14 protein-coding genes are annotated in these 15,008 nt (G+C 41.5%); 11 read left to right on the top strand and 3 right to left on the bottom strand.

Annotated elements, in window-relative coordinates; all coding sequences use genetic code 11:
• The first annotated feature begins 81 nt into the window (after positions 1 to 81).
• Complete coding sequence (kapB, locus tag AC20OE_RS00310; protein ID WP_039181082.1) at positions 82 to 474, top strand: kinase-associated lipoprotein KapB; 393 nt, start codon at positions 82 to 84, stop codon at positions 472 to 474.
• On the opposite strand, the gene kapD is transcribed toward kapB, so the two are convergent.
• Entirely contained in the window at positions 471 to 1,088 is a 618-nt protein-coding gene (gene kapD, locus AC20OE_RS00315; RefSeq protein WP_058838073.1) for a 3'-5' exonuclease KapD, read from the bottom strand. The genes kapB and kapD overlap by 4 nt on opposite strands.
• Positions 1,089 to 1,305: 217 nt before the next feature.
• Here kapD and AC20OE_RS00320 point away from each other — a divergent pair, with 217 nt between their 5' ends.
• From AC20OE_RS00320 to AC20OE_RS00330, 3 genes are all read left to right on the top strand, one after another.
• The gene (locus tag AC20OE_RS00320; protein WP_221885112.1) at positions 1,306 to 2,484 is read left to right on the top strand and encodes an MFS transporter; all 1,179 of its coding nucleotides are present in this window, start codon (positions 1,306 to 1,308) and stop codon (positions 2,482 to 2,484) included.
• A gap of 108 nt (positions 2,485 to 2,592) precedes the next feature.
• Positions 2,593 to 4,494 carry a transglycosylase domain-containing protein gene (locus AC20OE_RS00325; protein ID WP_487267979.1) on the top strand — a complete coding sequence of 634 codons (1,902 nt, stop codon included), beginning with the start codon at positions 2,593 to 2,595 and terminating at the stop codon, positions 4,492 to 4,494.
• Between the two features lie 18 nt (positions 4,495 to 4,512).
• Positions 4,513 to 4,923 carry a thiol-disulfide oxidoreductase DCC family protein gene (locus AC20OE_RS00330; RefSeq protein ID WP_268474728.1) on the top strand — a complete coding sequence of 137 codons (411 nt, stop codon included), beginning with the start codon at positions 4,513 to 4,515 and terminating at the stop codon, positions 4,921 to 4,923.
• A 43-nt stretch (positions 4,924 to 4,966) separates the two neighbouring features.
• Here AC20OE_RS00330 and AC20OE_RS00335 read toward each other — a convergent pair whose 3' ends face one another.
• Positions 4,967 to 5,524, bottom strand: coding sequence for a YufK family protein (locus AC20OE_RS00335; protein WP_039181089.1), 558 nt, complete (start codon positions 5,522 to 5,524; stop codon positions 4,967 to 4,969).
• A gap of 185 nt (positions 5,525 to 5,709) precedes the next feature.
• On the opposite strand from AC20OE_RS00335, the gene malK reads away from it, so the two are divergent.
• From malK to AC20OE_RS00370, 7 genes are all read left to right on the top strand, one after another.
• A complete protein-coding gene (gene malK, locus AC20OE_RS00340) occupies positions 5,710 to 7,308 on the top strand; it encodes a malate sensor histidine kinase MalK (protein WP_144490171.1) in 1,599 nt (532 codons plus the stop codon).
• Entirely contained in the window at positions 7,301 to 8,008 is a 708-nt protein-coding gene (locus AC20OE_RS00345) for a response regulator (RefSeq protein WP_024423307.1), read from the top strand. The genes malK and AC20OE_RS00345 overlap by 8 nt, the downstream gene beginning before the upstream one ends.
• 391 nt (positions 8,009 to 8,399) lie before the next feature.
• Positions 8,400 to 9,482: a BMP family lipoprotein gene (locus tag AC20OE_RS00350; RefSeq protein WP_039181096.1), complete on the top strand. Its 1,083-nt coding sequence runs from the start codon at positions 8,400 to 8,402 to the stop codon at positions 9,480 to 9,482.
• 159 nt (positions 9,483 to 9,641) lie between these two features.
• Entirely contained in the window at positions 9,642 to 11,177 is a 1,536-nt protein-coding gene (locus tag AC20OE_RS00355; protein ID WP_039181099.1) for an ABC transporter ATP-binding protein, read from the top strand.
• On the top strand, positions 11,170 to 12,216 hold the full coding sequence (locus AC20OE_RS00360; protein ID WP_039181102.1) for an ABC transporter permease: 1,047 nt from the start codon (positions 11,170 to 11,172) through the stop codon (positions 12,214 to 12,216). The genes AC20OE_RS00355 and AC20OE_RS00360 overlap by 8 nt, the downstream gene beginning before the upstream one ends.
• Positions 12,217 to 13,176 carry an ABC transporter permease gene (locus AC20OE_RS00365; protein WP_024423311.1) on the top strand — a complete coding sequence of 320 codons (960 nt, stop codon included), beginning with the start codon at positions 12,217 to 12,219 and terminating at the stop codon, positions 13,174 to 13,176. It begins immediately after the preceding gene.
• A gap of 176 nt (positions 13,177 to 13,352) precedes the next feature.
• Positions 13,353 to 14,690 carry a 2-hydroxycarboxylate transporter family protein gene (locus tag AC20OE_RS00370; RefSeq protein ID WP_487267984.1) on the top strand — a complete coding sequence of 446 codons (1,338 nt, stop codon included), beginning with the start codon at positions 13,353 to 13,355 and terminating at the stop codon, positions 14,688 to 14,690.
• A gap of 76 nt (positions 14,691 to 14,766) precedes the next feature.
• Here the strand turns inward: AC20OE_RS00370 and AC20OE_RS00375 are convergent, their stop codons facing one another.
• Entirely contained in the window at positions 14,767 to 14,976 is a 210-nt protein-coding gene (locus AC20OE_RS00375) for a hypothetical protein (RefSeq protein ID WP_024423313.1), read from the bottom strand.
• Positions 14,977 to 15,008 lie beyond the last annotated feature (32 nt).

The raw sequence follows: 15,008 nt of genomic DNA on the forward strand, positions 1-15,008 counted from the left end.
CCCCTTTTGCTCGTTTACTTCACTATATTGGCTAAAAGAAATGAAATACCTTCCTATGAGAAGGAAATGGAGGAATTTCACATGACAGACATTCAAATTGGACAAGTTGTGAAAGGTTTTTATAAAACAGGTGTATACGTTGGGGAAGTGACAGCAGTGAAACCATCGACCTATCTCGTTCAAGTAAAAGCCGTTCTGACACATCCCACTCAAGGCGACCTGCATCATCCGAAAGAAGCAGACGTGCCTTTTTTCCAGGAGAGGCGGGCTTTGGCCTATAGAGAACAGACCAATATCCCTCATCATATGGTGAAACCTTATGATGGCGATATACCTGATTATGAAGAGTCACTGAAAGAAGCTGTAGATAAATTGAAACAAGCACTCCATGCGGATGATTCCAAATGGGCTGAAAAATCAAGAGCGTGCCTATCCTCTCTTGAGAAAGATTATTTTCCAGAAGACGTCCGTTAATCAGCCGAATCAAAAAAATGCGAGAAATCGATCAGCTCACCAATTTTGGTTGTTTGCGGATTTTCCACATAGGCTCTGTCTTTTTCAAAAAGGGTTAACAGCTGATAAGTCGTCATGGCATCATCGAGTGCTTTATGATGCTTACCAGCTCCTTCACTGCCATATTCCTTTGCCGCTTTTCGAAGCCCTGTCAGTGTGCGGTCACCAAAAAAGGTTTTATATTCAAAGGCAAGATCCCTCAGTTTCCCCTTAAAAGGAAAGCTAATATGATTAAGCATACAATTTTGCTTCAATACCTTCATGTCCATGTTGCCCCACGTAATAATCTCACAATTCTCTCCCCCATCAAGTGACACGAGCTTCTCGATAAACACCTCAAATGAAATCCCGCTCTCTACATCCTCCTGCGTAATTCCGAGGAATGATTTACAGCGCTTCGTCAGCTTTGGGAACTTTTTCGGTTTGACGTAGCTGGAGAATGTGTCTATGATCGTTTCATCTGTTGCTTTCACTACCCCAGCTTCAATAATTTCAGGAAAAAAGTTTTGTGGATGATATTTTCCATCAGGCATCGTAAATTCAAAATCGACCACAAGCACCGTCTTCTGTTCCACCAGTCTCACCTCACTTTTTCGTCAGTTTTCATTCTCATACCATTATATTAAGGCTGACCTTGAAATCACTTCATTTTCGTGAAAATAATGCAGATTCACTACGCCCAACCTATTCATCTGATGAAAGATCGTTTATTTTCCTTTATAATTATTAAGGAACACGAAATAAATAAAGAAGGTGGTCTCTATCACAAACAGGAAGAAAAACTTGTACATCATGTGGTTTGTGAACTTTTTTGTATCTGCGAGCATTACAATGATCGTCCCTTTTTTATCACTTTACATAGAATCTCTTGATAGCAGCTATTCAAATGAATTTGTTCAAAGATGGAGCGGCTATGTCTTTGGGGTCACGTTTTTAACGGCCTTCCTGATCTCTCCGATTTGGGGGCGGATTGGCGACCGGCATGGCTATAAAAAGATATTATTAATTAACGGTATTGGCATCGCCACAAGTATTCTATTAATGGGGCTTGTTCACACCGTGTATCAGCTATTCGCATTAAGGCTCTTCATGGGGCTTGTCACAGGCTTTATCTCGACTTCCATGGCACTGATTTCTGCACAGACCGAAAAGGCAACTGCCGGTAAAACCCTTGGAACGATGCAGATGAGTAATGTCGCCGGAGGATTGTTTGGCCCATTAATGGGCGGATTCATGGCAGACAGCGTCGGATTTATTTATACGTTTTTCCTCACAGCGGCTGTCATTTATGTGTCAGCTATTGTGATTATCTTCGGAGTGAAGGAACAGCCGATCCGGTCAAAAGAAGCAAAGCGTGTTTCTTACTCACGGAAGGATGTACTCTTTCACATTTTCAAACAGCCTTTACTTATAGTCACGATGCTTTTAACGTTTATTACACAAGTAGGGAACTTTAGCATTCAGCCGCTTTTGGCTTTATACATTCATGATTTACATGGTCCTGTCAATCTCGCTTTTTATGCGGGGCTTGCATTTTCTGCAACTGGACTTGGCAATTTGCTGTTTACGCGAAAATGGGGAGATCTCGGAGATCGAATTGGTCATGACAAGGTGCTGCTAGCCCTTCTCATCCTCTCTTCTATTTTATTCATCCCGCAAGCGATGGCGGATTCGTACGTGATGTTAGTCATTTTCCGTTTCCTATACGGCATGGCACTTGGCGGCATTATTCCATGTACGACAGCGTATATTCGGATCAAAGCACCTGCTTCTATGCAAGGTGAAGTGCTCGGATACAATGTCAGCTTCCGCTTTCTTGGGAATGTCGTCGGTCCGGTAATCGGCGGCATTGTGGCGAGTCATTACGGGATTCCAGCTGTCTTTTATGTCACTGCCGGCATTTTTCTGTTTGGCGCGTTATTTTTATGGGCGGTCCGCTCGCATGCGAAGACAAAGGAAAGGAGTGTCTGATCATCTTCAGACACTCTTTTTTTCTTGCAGAAAAGCCTTATTCACTAGACTTCACGCCCATTCTTTTCTAAAAATAACCTTCTCGTATTCGCAAAAGAATGGTACGATATGGCTAGAAAATTGAAGAAAGTGAGTGACCTCATGTTTCGTGCAATCATTGGTTGGTTATTACTTGCTGCCCTCATCCCATTATTTGCTCTGACTTTTTATCTATCAAAGGAAGAAGCTGCAAGTGTAAAGCCTGTTAACGAAGTGCTTGATCAAAAAATCAAGCTGGAAAAGATAGATTTTTCCCAAAACAGTTATATGTATGACCGGGATGGTTCTCTCATCTCCGAGATCGTCTCAAACGATGAGAACCGAGTGTTTGTGAAATACGATAAAATTCCTGAACCTGTGAAGGAGCTGTTCCTTCGTTCAGAGGACCGCAACTTTTATGACCATAAAGGAATTGACTTTATGGGGGTGGTTCGTGCCCTTGCTGCAAACGTCAAAAACCATGGCATCAGCCAAGGTGCGAGTACAATCACACAGCAGCTGTCCCGCAACTTATATTTAAGCCATGAACGTTCGTTCAGCCGAAAGTTTACAGAGCTGCTCTATTCCTATGAACTTGAGCGGAAATTCTCGAAAGATGAAATTCTCGAAAGCTATTTAAATACGATTTATTTCAGTAATGGTGTTTACGGTGTCGGTTCTGCGGCTAATTACTATTTTGATAAGCCGCTTAGTTCTTTAACACTCGCACAAATGGCATTTATCTCTGCTATTCCAAACAACCCAACACTGTATGACCCATTAAAACAGTTCAAGCACACAAAGAAACGCCAAGAACGGCTGCTTGGTATTTTGAAGAAAGATGGCGTCATCACCAAAAAGCAATACAAAAAAGCCGTTAAAGAAAAAATCAGCCTATCCTTAAGTGAAAAGAAAAACCTTTATCCTGACTATGTGACATATGCCAATGAAGAGTTTACCGATCTTGTGTCTGATCAGGAGGGCTTTACAAAACGATTGAAGAAGGCCAAAACGGCTGAAACAAAAAAGGCCATTCAAAAAGAATTATCTGAAAAGGTCAGTGCTCTGCTCCAGGATGGCGTGAAGATTTATACGGCGCTTGACCCTTCCTTACAGCAAAGAGCTGTCTATCAGCTAAATGCTCAATTGCCTTACCAAGGGGTCGAAGGCGGATCAGCCGTCATTAATCATGAAACGCATCAAATTGCTGCACTTGCTGGCGGGAAAAACTATAAGAAATTTGATTTCAACTACGCTTATCAAGCGCAAAGACAGCCTGGTTCTGCGATTAAGCCGCTTTTAGACTATGCGCCTTATATTGATCAAACCGGTGCAACGGCTTCAAGCACAATCAGTGCCGGCAAGTTTTGCAGCAGCGGTTACTGCCCGCAAAACTATAATCATAAAACGTATGGAACAGTCACACTTGAAACAGCCTTTAAAAATTCTTACAATACCCCTGCAATCCGAATGCTGGATACAGTAGGTGTCAAAAAAGGCTTCAGCTATTTAGAGAAGTTCTCATTCGAGCATATCGTAGCGGATGATTACCGCCTACCTTCTGCACTTGGCGGATTTACGAAAGGCTTCTCACCGCTAGAAATAACAGATGCGTACACCGTTTTTGGCAACCAAGGAGCCTACACACAAAGTCATTCGATCACAAAAGTGACAGACTTAAACGGCAAGACCCTTTACAAGTGGAAAGAGTCGCCAAAGCAAGTATATTCTCAGCGGACAAATGAAACGATGCGTAAGCTGCTTTCCTCCGTTGTAAAAAGTGGAACAGGGAAAAAAGCGAATTTCAATGCCCCTTACATCGGTGGTAAAACAGGAACATCCAATGACTACAAAGATATTTGGTTTGTGGGACTGACAGATCAGTACACAATGGGTGTCTGGGTTGGAAGAGATAGAGGAACGGTTGAATCGATTTATCGTTCAAGCCCGCACTTACGTATTTGGAAAAATACGATGCAATACGCCAGATAAACAGGAGGTTTGATTGCGATGCATTCAACACATCCATCCCATTTAATTTTATTTGACGGTGTCTGCAACGTGTGCAGCGGAGCTGTTCAATTTGTGATTAAGCGCGATCCGAAAGAACGGATGATGTTCGCTTCATTACAATCAGATACAGGACAACGTATCTTAAAGGAAAACGGTTTGCCTTTAGAAGAGTTCAATTCATTCATTTATATTGAAAAAGGGACCCTTTATACGAAGTCAACAGGCATCTTAAAAGCCGCGCGGCATTTAAAAGGAATCTACAGATGGAGCTTTTTACTCCTTGCCATACCTCGCCCAATCCGTGATTGGTTTTATGAGCTGATTGCAAAAAATCGCTACAAATGGTTTGGTCAAAAAACATCTTGTATGATGCCTACACCCGATATTCAAAAGCGGTTTCTTTCATAAAAAAAGCATCCTCCAATGATAGGAGGATGCTTTCTTTGTCTGCTTACGAAGGCAGACTTGCCATCACACTGTTATAAAGCTTAATAAATAAGTACAAAATACCGATCAAAAACGTCGCCCAAAACAGCAGAATAAACATCATAAATCCAATCAAATTCAGCATATTAAGCGATTGATAAATGCGAACCACAACCCAGATAAAATAGACAAGACTTGCTAATGCAAAAAGTCCGACTAGCAGAATGAGCTGCTGCGTCAACAGAAATGCAAGCAAGCTGGCAAATAAATAAACAACGGATGCAATCCGAATTTTCTTTAAGTTCTCCCCTTCAGGGTCCTTAGCGAAAAAGAGTAACGCCAGCTCTAATACCGTATCTGCAATCAGTTTTAAGGCAGATAAGATCATAAAATAAACAAGTGCAAAAGCGGCAAAAAGAGCAAGACGGATGCCCTGTTCTGAGAAAAATTCCAGCATTCCTTTTAAAATACCTGCTTGAGTCAAGAAATCAGTTGTGATACCTACTGTAAAAATCGAAAAAGCAGAGCTGAATAGTAAGATTGAAATCAGCGGAAAATATCCAGTCAAATATGTATTTTTCATAAATAGTTCCTTTCTCATAAGCTCACATTTATTATGGCTCACTTAAAACGGATTGACAAGATGCTTTCAAAGTAAACTGACAGCAAAATCAAATTTATGATTTTGCACGTACATTCCTTCACAAACTTACATTTTCCCGTTAAAGTATTACTGTTACGAAAAAATCGTGCGTTAGGGGTATACTCGTGAAAAAAACTTTAAGACTGCAAACACGGCTAACGATCTTTGTGTGTATCGTTGTCCTGATCTCCCTTTGTATCACATTCTTTACGATATGGTCGGAAACAGCCAAGAACATTCATCAACAGGAGCGTGACATTGCTCTCTCTACTGCCAAAATGGTCGCAGAGGCACCGATCACAGCACAATCATTAGAAGATCATTCATATTCAGCATTACGAAAATATACAACAAATGTTCAGCAAATCACCAAAACCGAATTCGTTGTCGTCATGGATATGAAAGGTATCCGCAAAACACACCCGAATCCGCAGAAGATTGGGAAACGGTTTGCCGGCGGTGATGAAAAAGCAGCATTACAGGGAAAAGAACATATTAGTACGGCTTCTGGAACACTCGGCAGATCCATGCGTGCTTTTGTTCCTGTTTATGATCAAAATGGTAAGCAGCTCGGGGCTGTAGCCGTAGGGATTACGTTAAAGGAAATTGACTTGATTATTCATCAAAGCTTACTTCCACTCTACTTCGTCACATCACTCAGCCTCCTATCTGGCATCATCGGGGCACTCATTGTGGCAAGAAAAGTGAAGAAGATTATGTTTGGACTTGAGCCGGATGAGATTGCCACATTGCTAAAAGAACGAAGTGCCATGCTAGAATCAACAAAAGAAGGGATTCTTGCCGTCGATCAGCACGGTAAAATCAAGCTGGCCAATGCAGAGGCAAAACGACTCTTTCATAATATGGGCATTATGGTTGATCCTAGAGAACAAGATGTTCAAACTCTCCTCCCTTCAAGCGGCTTAAAACAGGTCATTGAAACACGCAAGCCACTGCTTGATCGTGACGTGAGAATGAATGGACTGGAGCTCGTTTTTAATGAAGTACCAATTACAGTAAATGATGAGATTGTCGGGGCCATCGCCACCTTCCGTGACAAAACAGAAGTCAAACACCTGGCTGAGCAGCTTAGCGGGGTCAAAATGTATGCGAATGCCCTCCGTGCCCAGTCACATGAATTTATGAACAAGCTTCATGTCATTTTAGGTTTGGTCCAGCTCAAAAACTACGATGACCTTGGCACCTACATCAAAGATATTGCCATTTATCAGCAAACGGAAACAAATGAAATCATCAACCATGTGAAAAACTCTGTTTTAGCAGGATTTTTACTAGGAAAACAAAGCTATATCAGGGAACAAGGCGCTTCCTTGGAGGTTATTTGCAGCACACAAGTGCCAAATACAGAGGACCCGGCAGTGACGCATGACCTCATTACCGTGATTGGCAACCTATTAAATAATGCACTCGATGCGGTTTCACATACTGAGACGAAAAACATCTCGATCTCCTTCAGATACGTTCAGGAGCAGCTTCACATTGAAATCACGGACACAGGTGTTGGTCTCACAAAAGAAGAACAATACATCATGTTTGATCAAGGCTTTTCAACTAAAGGAGAAGACCGAGGTTTCGGACTCTACTTCGTTGACCAAAGCATCAAGAAATTGAATGGACATATGATTGTCACGAGTGAAAAAGGAGAAGGAACGACCTTTAGTCTTCGCATTCCGTATAAACAAAAGGAGGATTCACATGATTAATGTGTTAATAGTAGAAGATGATCCAATGGTTGGGGAGCTGAACAAACGCTACCTGACCCAAATCGATGGCTTTGAGTTAAAGGGGATTGCCACCTCTTTTCAGCAGGCGCTTGAAGTGTTAAAAACAGAAGTCATTCACCTCGTACTGCTCGATATTTATATGCCAGGTCAAAATGGGCTGGCTTTACTAACAGAAATTCGCCAGCAAAATCATGCCGTTGATGTCATTGTCATTTCGGCTGCAAATGAAGTGGACGTTGTTCAGCAAACGATGCGAAACGGAGCGGTTGATTATTTAATCAAACCTTTTGAGTTCGAACGATTCCAATCAGCACTGGCAGAGTATAAACGGAAACACGCCCTGTATCAATCCATGAACAGCATTTCGCAAAATGATTTAGATGCGAAGCTTTTTCATAAAAAAGCAGAGGCGGAAAAAGTCCTCCTGCCAAAAGGCCTGACCAAAAGCACACTCAAACTCATATGGACAAGCATTCAATCATTTGGTCAGCAGGCTTTCACGACCGAAGACCTAGCCAATCATACAGAAATCTCTCAAGTCTCCATTAGAAAATATTTGAAATTCCTTGAGGACATCGAAGTGGTGGATGTTGAAATGGCTTATGGGACAATTGGACGTCCTGTTTTCCAATATAAACTGAACACGAGCAATATGAATTTGATTCAGCAATATCTTTAAACTGTTACATCTGACCTTCACGAAAGGCCAGATGTTTTTTTATGGCATACGATGTAACAAACCCCTTGATATCAGTGGTTCTACTGTAATAGAGCACATCACAAAAGCGGCATTATATCATATTTCGGCAGATAAAAAGACATCAAATAAAGCCATTTAACATTTTTTTAAAAATAAAACAAATTTCTATTTATTTATTCGATGGGAAATGATAAATTATGATTGATTAGTTCAACGAGATATAAGTCTGATGTCTTACATCTTCTCTCCTGTCCTCCATAAGTTTCGTGAGAAAGCAGGATAAAATACCCTCTTTAGGGTGAGAAGAGATAGATCGGTCTTTTTTCGCGAGACTTTTCTGAAACTTTTAAATTTTATAGGGGGTTATGTTTTGAAGAAGCGCAAAATTGGACTAGCATTGTCCTTAGTCGTAGCAGCAGGAACCATCCTTGGAGCATGCGGCAACTCTGGCTCAAACAGCGGTGAAAGCAAAAAAGATAAAGATCAATTCACTGTTGCAATGGTAACTGATGTCGGTGGTGTCGATGACAAATCGTTTAACCAATCAGCTTGGGAAGGTTTACAAGCATTTGGGAAAGACAACAATCTAAAAAAAGGTAAAAACGGCTTTGATTACTTACAATCTAAATCAGATGCTGACTATACAACAAACTTAAACACACTTGCTCGTGAGAAATTCGATCTGATTTACGGAATTGGTTTCTTAATGGAAGATGCTATATCTGAAATTGCGGATCAACGTAAGAAAAACCACTTTGCTATCGTTGATGCAGTCGTGAAAAAAGACAACGTGGCCAGCATCGTTTTTAACGAAAACGAAGGATCATTCCTTGTGGGTGTTGCGGCTGCTCTTACAACAAAATCAAACAAAATTGGTTTTGTCGGCGGCGTTGATTCTGAATTAGTCAGAAAATTCGAAGTCGGTTTCCGCGCAGGTGTTGAAGCTGCTAACCCGAAAGCAAAAGTTGAAGTGAAATATGCTGGTGCATTCGATAAGGCTGACATCGGTAAAGCAACAGCTGAAAGCATGTACAAATCTGGCGTCGACATCATCTATCATGCTGCTGGCGGCACTGGAACTGGTGTCTTCACAGAAGCGAAAAACCTGAAAAAAGCAGATCCTAACCGTAAAGTTTGGGTCATCGGTGTAGATAAAGACCAGTATGACGAAGGAAAAGTACCTGGAACAAAACAAAGTGTCACTCTTACTTCTATGGTTAAGAAAGTAGACACAGCGGTACAAGACTTAACAACAAAAGCAAAAGATGGTAAGTTCCCTGGCGGCGAAGTGATCACATACGGTCTGAAAGAAGGCGCTCTTGACATCTCTCCATCTAAGGAAAACCTTGATAAAGATGTATTAAAGAAAGTGGAAGAATGGAAACAAAAAATCATCAAGGGCGAAATCAAAATCCCTGCAACACGCGATGAATTAAAAGATTTTAAAGCTTAATTTGAGCATCGGGATAAGCGCGCCTTATCCCCTTGCCTCTCCTTTACCTCCTCTTTATTCGTAAAAGGTGGTAAAAGAAAAGCTGCAGCCTCGTTTTGCAGCTTTTCTTTTGCTAGTTTTTATCTTCATCAGCACCCTAAAAAAGGAGCGGTTAAACCTGTGGATTATGTCATTGAAATGTTGAATATACGCAAAGAATTCCCTGGCATTGTAGCAAACGACAACATTACGCTGCAGCTAAAAAAGGGCGAAATTCATGCGCTGCTTGGTGAAAACGGCGCTGGAAAATCAACGCTCATGAACGTGCTTTTCGGACTGTACCAGCCTGAAAAAGGTGAAATCAAGGTACACGGAAAACCCGTGACCATCTCTAGTCCAAATGATGCTAGTGATTTAGGCATCGGAATGGTGCATCAGCACTTTATGCTTGTCGATACCTTTACTGTCGCTGAAAACATCATTTTAGGTAAAGAGCCAAAGAAGTTTGGAAAGATTGACAAAGAGCAAGCCATACAGCAAGTACAAGAGCTTTCTGACCGCTATGGTTTAAAAATAGATCCTGCCGCAAAAGTATCTGACATCTCTGTCGGTATGCAGCAGCGTGCAGAAATCTTAAAAACACTTTACCGCGGCGCTGACATTTTGATCTTCGACGAACCAACGGCCGTTTTAACACCTCAAGAAATCAAAGAACTCATACAAATCATGAAAAACTTAATCAATGAAGGCAAATCCATTATTTTAATCACCCATAAGCTGAAAGAAATTATGGATGCCTGTCATCGCGTGACCATTATCCGAAAAGGTCAAGGTATTCGTACACTTGATGTGGAAAGCACAAATAAAGACGAACTTGCAAGCCTCATGGTTGGTCGTGAAGTGTCATTTAAAACAGACAAAAAAGCTGCTTCTCCTGCTGAGGAAGTTCTTCAAATTCAAGACCTCACAGTAAAAGACGCCAGAGGAATTGAAGCGGTCAAACAGTTAAACCTCTCAGTAAAGGCTGGCGAAATTGTTGGAATTGCTGGGGTAGACGGCAATGGCCAGTCTGAATTAATTGAAGCCATTACCGGTCTAAAAAAATCAGAATCTGGCACGATCATGCTAAACGGGAAAGCCATTCAAAATCTCCCGCCTCGTAAAGTGACCGAATCTGGGATTGGACATATTCCTCAGGACCGTCATAAACATGGACTTGTACTCGATTTTTCAATTGGAGAAAACATTTCCTTACAAACGTATTATCAGCGTCCTTATTCAAAATTCGGCTTATTGAATATGAAGAATATTTATCAAAAGGCAAAACGAATCATTGCGGAGTATGACGTCAGAACACCGAGTGAATATACAGAAGCGCGCGCCCTGTCAGGCGGTAACCAGCAAAAAGCCATTATCGGCCGTGAAGTGGACCGCAATCCTGATTTATTAATTGCCGCTCAGCCGACACGAGGACTTGATGTTGGTGCGATTGAATTTGTTCATAAACGTCTCATTGAGCAAAGAGACTCTGGCAAAGCCGTTTTGCTCATCTCCTTTGAGCTTGATGAAATTATCAATGTTAGTGATAAGATCGCTGTCATTTTCGAAGGCAGCATTGTGGCCATTGTTGATCCAAAAGAAACAACAGAGCAAGAGCTTGGCCTATTAATGGCTGGAAGTACGCAACAGGAAGTGGGGAAAGAAGCAAATGTCTAATCGCTTAACAAATCTGCTGATTCCGCTTATAGCCATTGTACTTGGTCTTTTGGTTGGGGCCATTATTATGCTGGCAAGCGGTTATAGTGTCATCGAAGGCTATGGCGCCCTTTGGAATGGCGTTTTCGGTGAAACCTATTATATGGGAGAAACCATCAGGCAAGTGACACCTTATATTTTATCAGGTCTTGCTGTTGCCTTTGCATTTCGGACAGGCCTGTTTAATATCGGTGTCGAAGGTCAAATGCTTGTTGGCTGGGTAGCTGCTGTATGGATTGGAACAACTGTCCATGCACCTATGTATATTCATCTGCCGCTTGCACTCATCACCGCAGCTGCTGCAGGTGCTCTATGGGGCTTTATTCCCGGATTTTTAAAAGCTCGTTTTTATGTGCATGAGGTCATCGTCACCATCATGATGAACTACATTGCCCTTCATGTCACAAACTATTTAATCTCAAATGTCTTAACAGATAATAAAGATAAAACAGATAAAATCGATGCCACTGCCTCTCTTCGCTCTGGATTTTTTGAGCAGATCACTGATTTCTCCCGGATGCATAACGGTATTTTTGTTGCCATTATTGCGGCGGTCGTGATGTGGGTCATTATTCAAAAAACTTCTAAAGGGTTTGAGTTACGGGCTGTTGGAATGAATCAGCAGGCATCACAATATGCTGGCATGAACGTTCGCCGCAATATCATTTATGCGATGCTCATTTCAGGTGCTTTTGCAGGTCTTGCAGGCGCTATGGAAGGTCTTGGTACATTTGAATATGCCTCTATTAAAGGCTCGTTTACTGGCGTAGGTTTTGATGGAATTGCTGTCGCTTTATTAGGTGGAAATACGGCTGTTGGTGTTGTCCTTGCTGCATTATTGCTTGGTGGATTGAAGGTCGGTGCATTAAATATGCCGCTTGAATCAGGCGTACCGACTGAGGTTGTTGATATTGTCATTGCGATCATCATTCTTTTCGTCGCCTCAAGCTATATTATTCGTCTTGTGATTCAACAAATGAAGAAAAAGGGGGGAAAATAAGTGGGATTTCTGCAAATACTTGAAATCATCGTCCCAGCTACACTTGTTTATGCTGCACCACTTATTTTAACCGCTCTTGGAGGCGTCTTTTCAGAAAGATCAGGTGTTGTCAATATCGGTCTTGAAGGTTTGATGGTCGTCGGAGCATTTTCCAGTATTATCTTTAACTTATTTTTTGCTGATACGTTTGGAGCCTTGACCCCGTGGCTTGGGCTTCTCGTTGGAATGGCCGTTGGCGGATTGTTCTCACTGATTCATGCAGTCGCGACCATTACCTTCCGAGCTGATCAAACGGTCAGTGGTGTGGCCATTAACATGCTGGCACTTGGCGCTACATTGTTTGTCGTAAAACTGATTTACGGAAAAGCACAAACTGATAAAATTACAGAACCTTTCTATAAAGGAGATATTCCCCTTTTAAGTGACATTCCGATCATTGGTGATATTTTCTTTAAAGATGTTTATTATACGTCCATACTTGCTTTAGCCCTTGCGGTGGTTGCATGGTTTGTTTTATTTAAAATGCCATTTGGTCTTCGTCTTCGTGCAGTTGGAGAGCATCCAATGGCAGCTGATACAATGGGAATCAAAGTGTACCGGATGCGTTATATCGCTGTCTTCATTAGTGGACTGTTTGGCGGTCTGGGCGGGGCTGTTTATGCCTCAACGATCGCGCTTGATTTCTCCCATGCTACCATTACTGGACAAGGCTTTATCGCACTAGCTGCGCTTGTATTCGGTAAATGGCATCCATTTGGCGCAATGGGAGCTGCTTTATTCTTTGGATTTGCTCAAAGCTTAAGCATCATTGGTTCTCTCCTGCCGCTGTTCCAAGATATACCGAATGTGTATATGCTCATAGCACCATATGTGCTCACCATCTTAGCACTTACTGGCTTCATTGGACGTGCCGATGCACCGAAAGCACTTGGTACACCTTATTTAAAAGGAAAACGATAAATACGATGTATGATCAATCCCCTGAAGGACAAACTATCTTCAGGGGATTTTTGTATGATAAAAAACTCAAAAACTCCTGTTTATTTTACTTTTATTACACTTATTTTAGTTTAATAAATAGATGAGTGTCACAGAATCTTCTACAATTGAGACAAATAGCATTTGGGGGTGTTTATGTGGCTAATGCACAACAATTGAAATCGATTACAGACGATTCTGACAATAATAAAAGCGTTTTCCGTAAGATCATGTCTTGGAAAATTGGTGTTATTGATCTACCTGTGTATTTAGTACTTGCAGCGATTATTTTAACTGCCGCTTATTTTAATAAAATTCCAGCAAATATGCTTGGTGGTTTCGCTGTTATTATGATTTTGGGGATTTTCCTTGGAGATGTAGGACAACGTATTCCAATCTTAAAAGATATTGGTGGACCGGCGATTCTTTCTTTATTCGTACCATCGTTCCTGGTCTTTTTTAATGTTCTGAATCCGAACTCATTGGAAGCGGTTACGTCTCTTATGAAAACGTCGAACTTCCTTTACTTCTATATTTCTGCTCTTGTAGTAGGTAGTATTCTTGGGATGCAGCGGACTGTTTTAGTACAAGGCCTTATTCGTATGTTTGTCCCTCTAGTTGCAGGTACAATTGCAGCTGTGAGTGCTGGTATCCTTGTTGGCCTTTTAGTTGGTTACACACCGCATCATTCATTCTTCTTCATTATTGTACCGATTATTGCCGGTGGTGTTGGAGAAGGGATTTTGCCATTATCTATCGCTTATTCACAAATTCTTGGTGTATCAGCAGAGTCATTAATTTCTCAATTAATCCCTGCGGCTGTCATTGGGAACGTCATTGCCATTATCTGTGCTGGCGCAATGAAGAAGCTTGGTGAGAAACGTCCTGAACTAAATGGGAATGGCCGTCTTGTGAAATCTAAAGAAGCAAACGAAATTTTCGAACAGCCAGATATGGATGCAAAAGTTGATTTCGGGTTAATGGGTGCTGGTGTACTCGTTGCTTGTACAACCTTCATCTTTGGTGGTTTGTTAGAAAGCTTTGTTCATATTCCAGGTCCAATCTTAATGATTGTTCTTGCTGCTTTAATCAAATACTTAAACGTGATGCCTCAGCATCTTCAAAATGGCTCACAGCAGTTCTACAAGTTTGTATCAAGAAGTTTTACATGGCCGCTAATGGTTGGTCTTGGTATTCTATACATTCCACTTGATGATGTAGCAACTGTCATCTCATTTCCATTCGTATGCGTATGTATCGCTGTTGTACTCGCAATGGTTGGTTCTGGTTACTTCGTTGGAAAACTAATGAACATGTATCCAGTAGAATCTGCTATTGTCACTGGCTGTCACAGCGGACTTGGCGGTACTGGTGATGTTGCAATTCTTTCAGCTTCTGGAAGAATGGGTCTTATGCCTTTCGCACAAGTATCTACACGACTTGGCGGAGCAGCAACTGTTATCTGTGCAACGATCTTACTCAGAATGTTTAGTTAAACTACCACACATAAAAAGCATGAGCTCTCACATGGGCTCATGCTTTTTTTATATTTCTTTTATCCTATAGGATCTCTTATTCATCAGCTAATACAATTCGTAAATATTCCCTGGGCTGAAAAGGATACAACTTGGTTTCTTGATAGCTCATGTGAAGAAGATGCTCAGAAAACAGAGGCCATTCACTCCCGGCCTGCCACCTTTTTTGATCATTTCGGTCAATCAAGAATGCTCCTCCTAAAATCGTGCAGAATAGGCTTAAGCTGATGGCGATCTTTCGTTTCATTTGATCAGCTCCTTTAAGAAAAGCATGTACGA

The sequence above is a fragment of the Bacillus sp. SRI_025 genome, assembly GCF_057592095.1.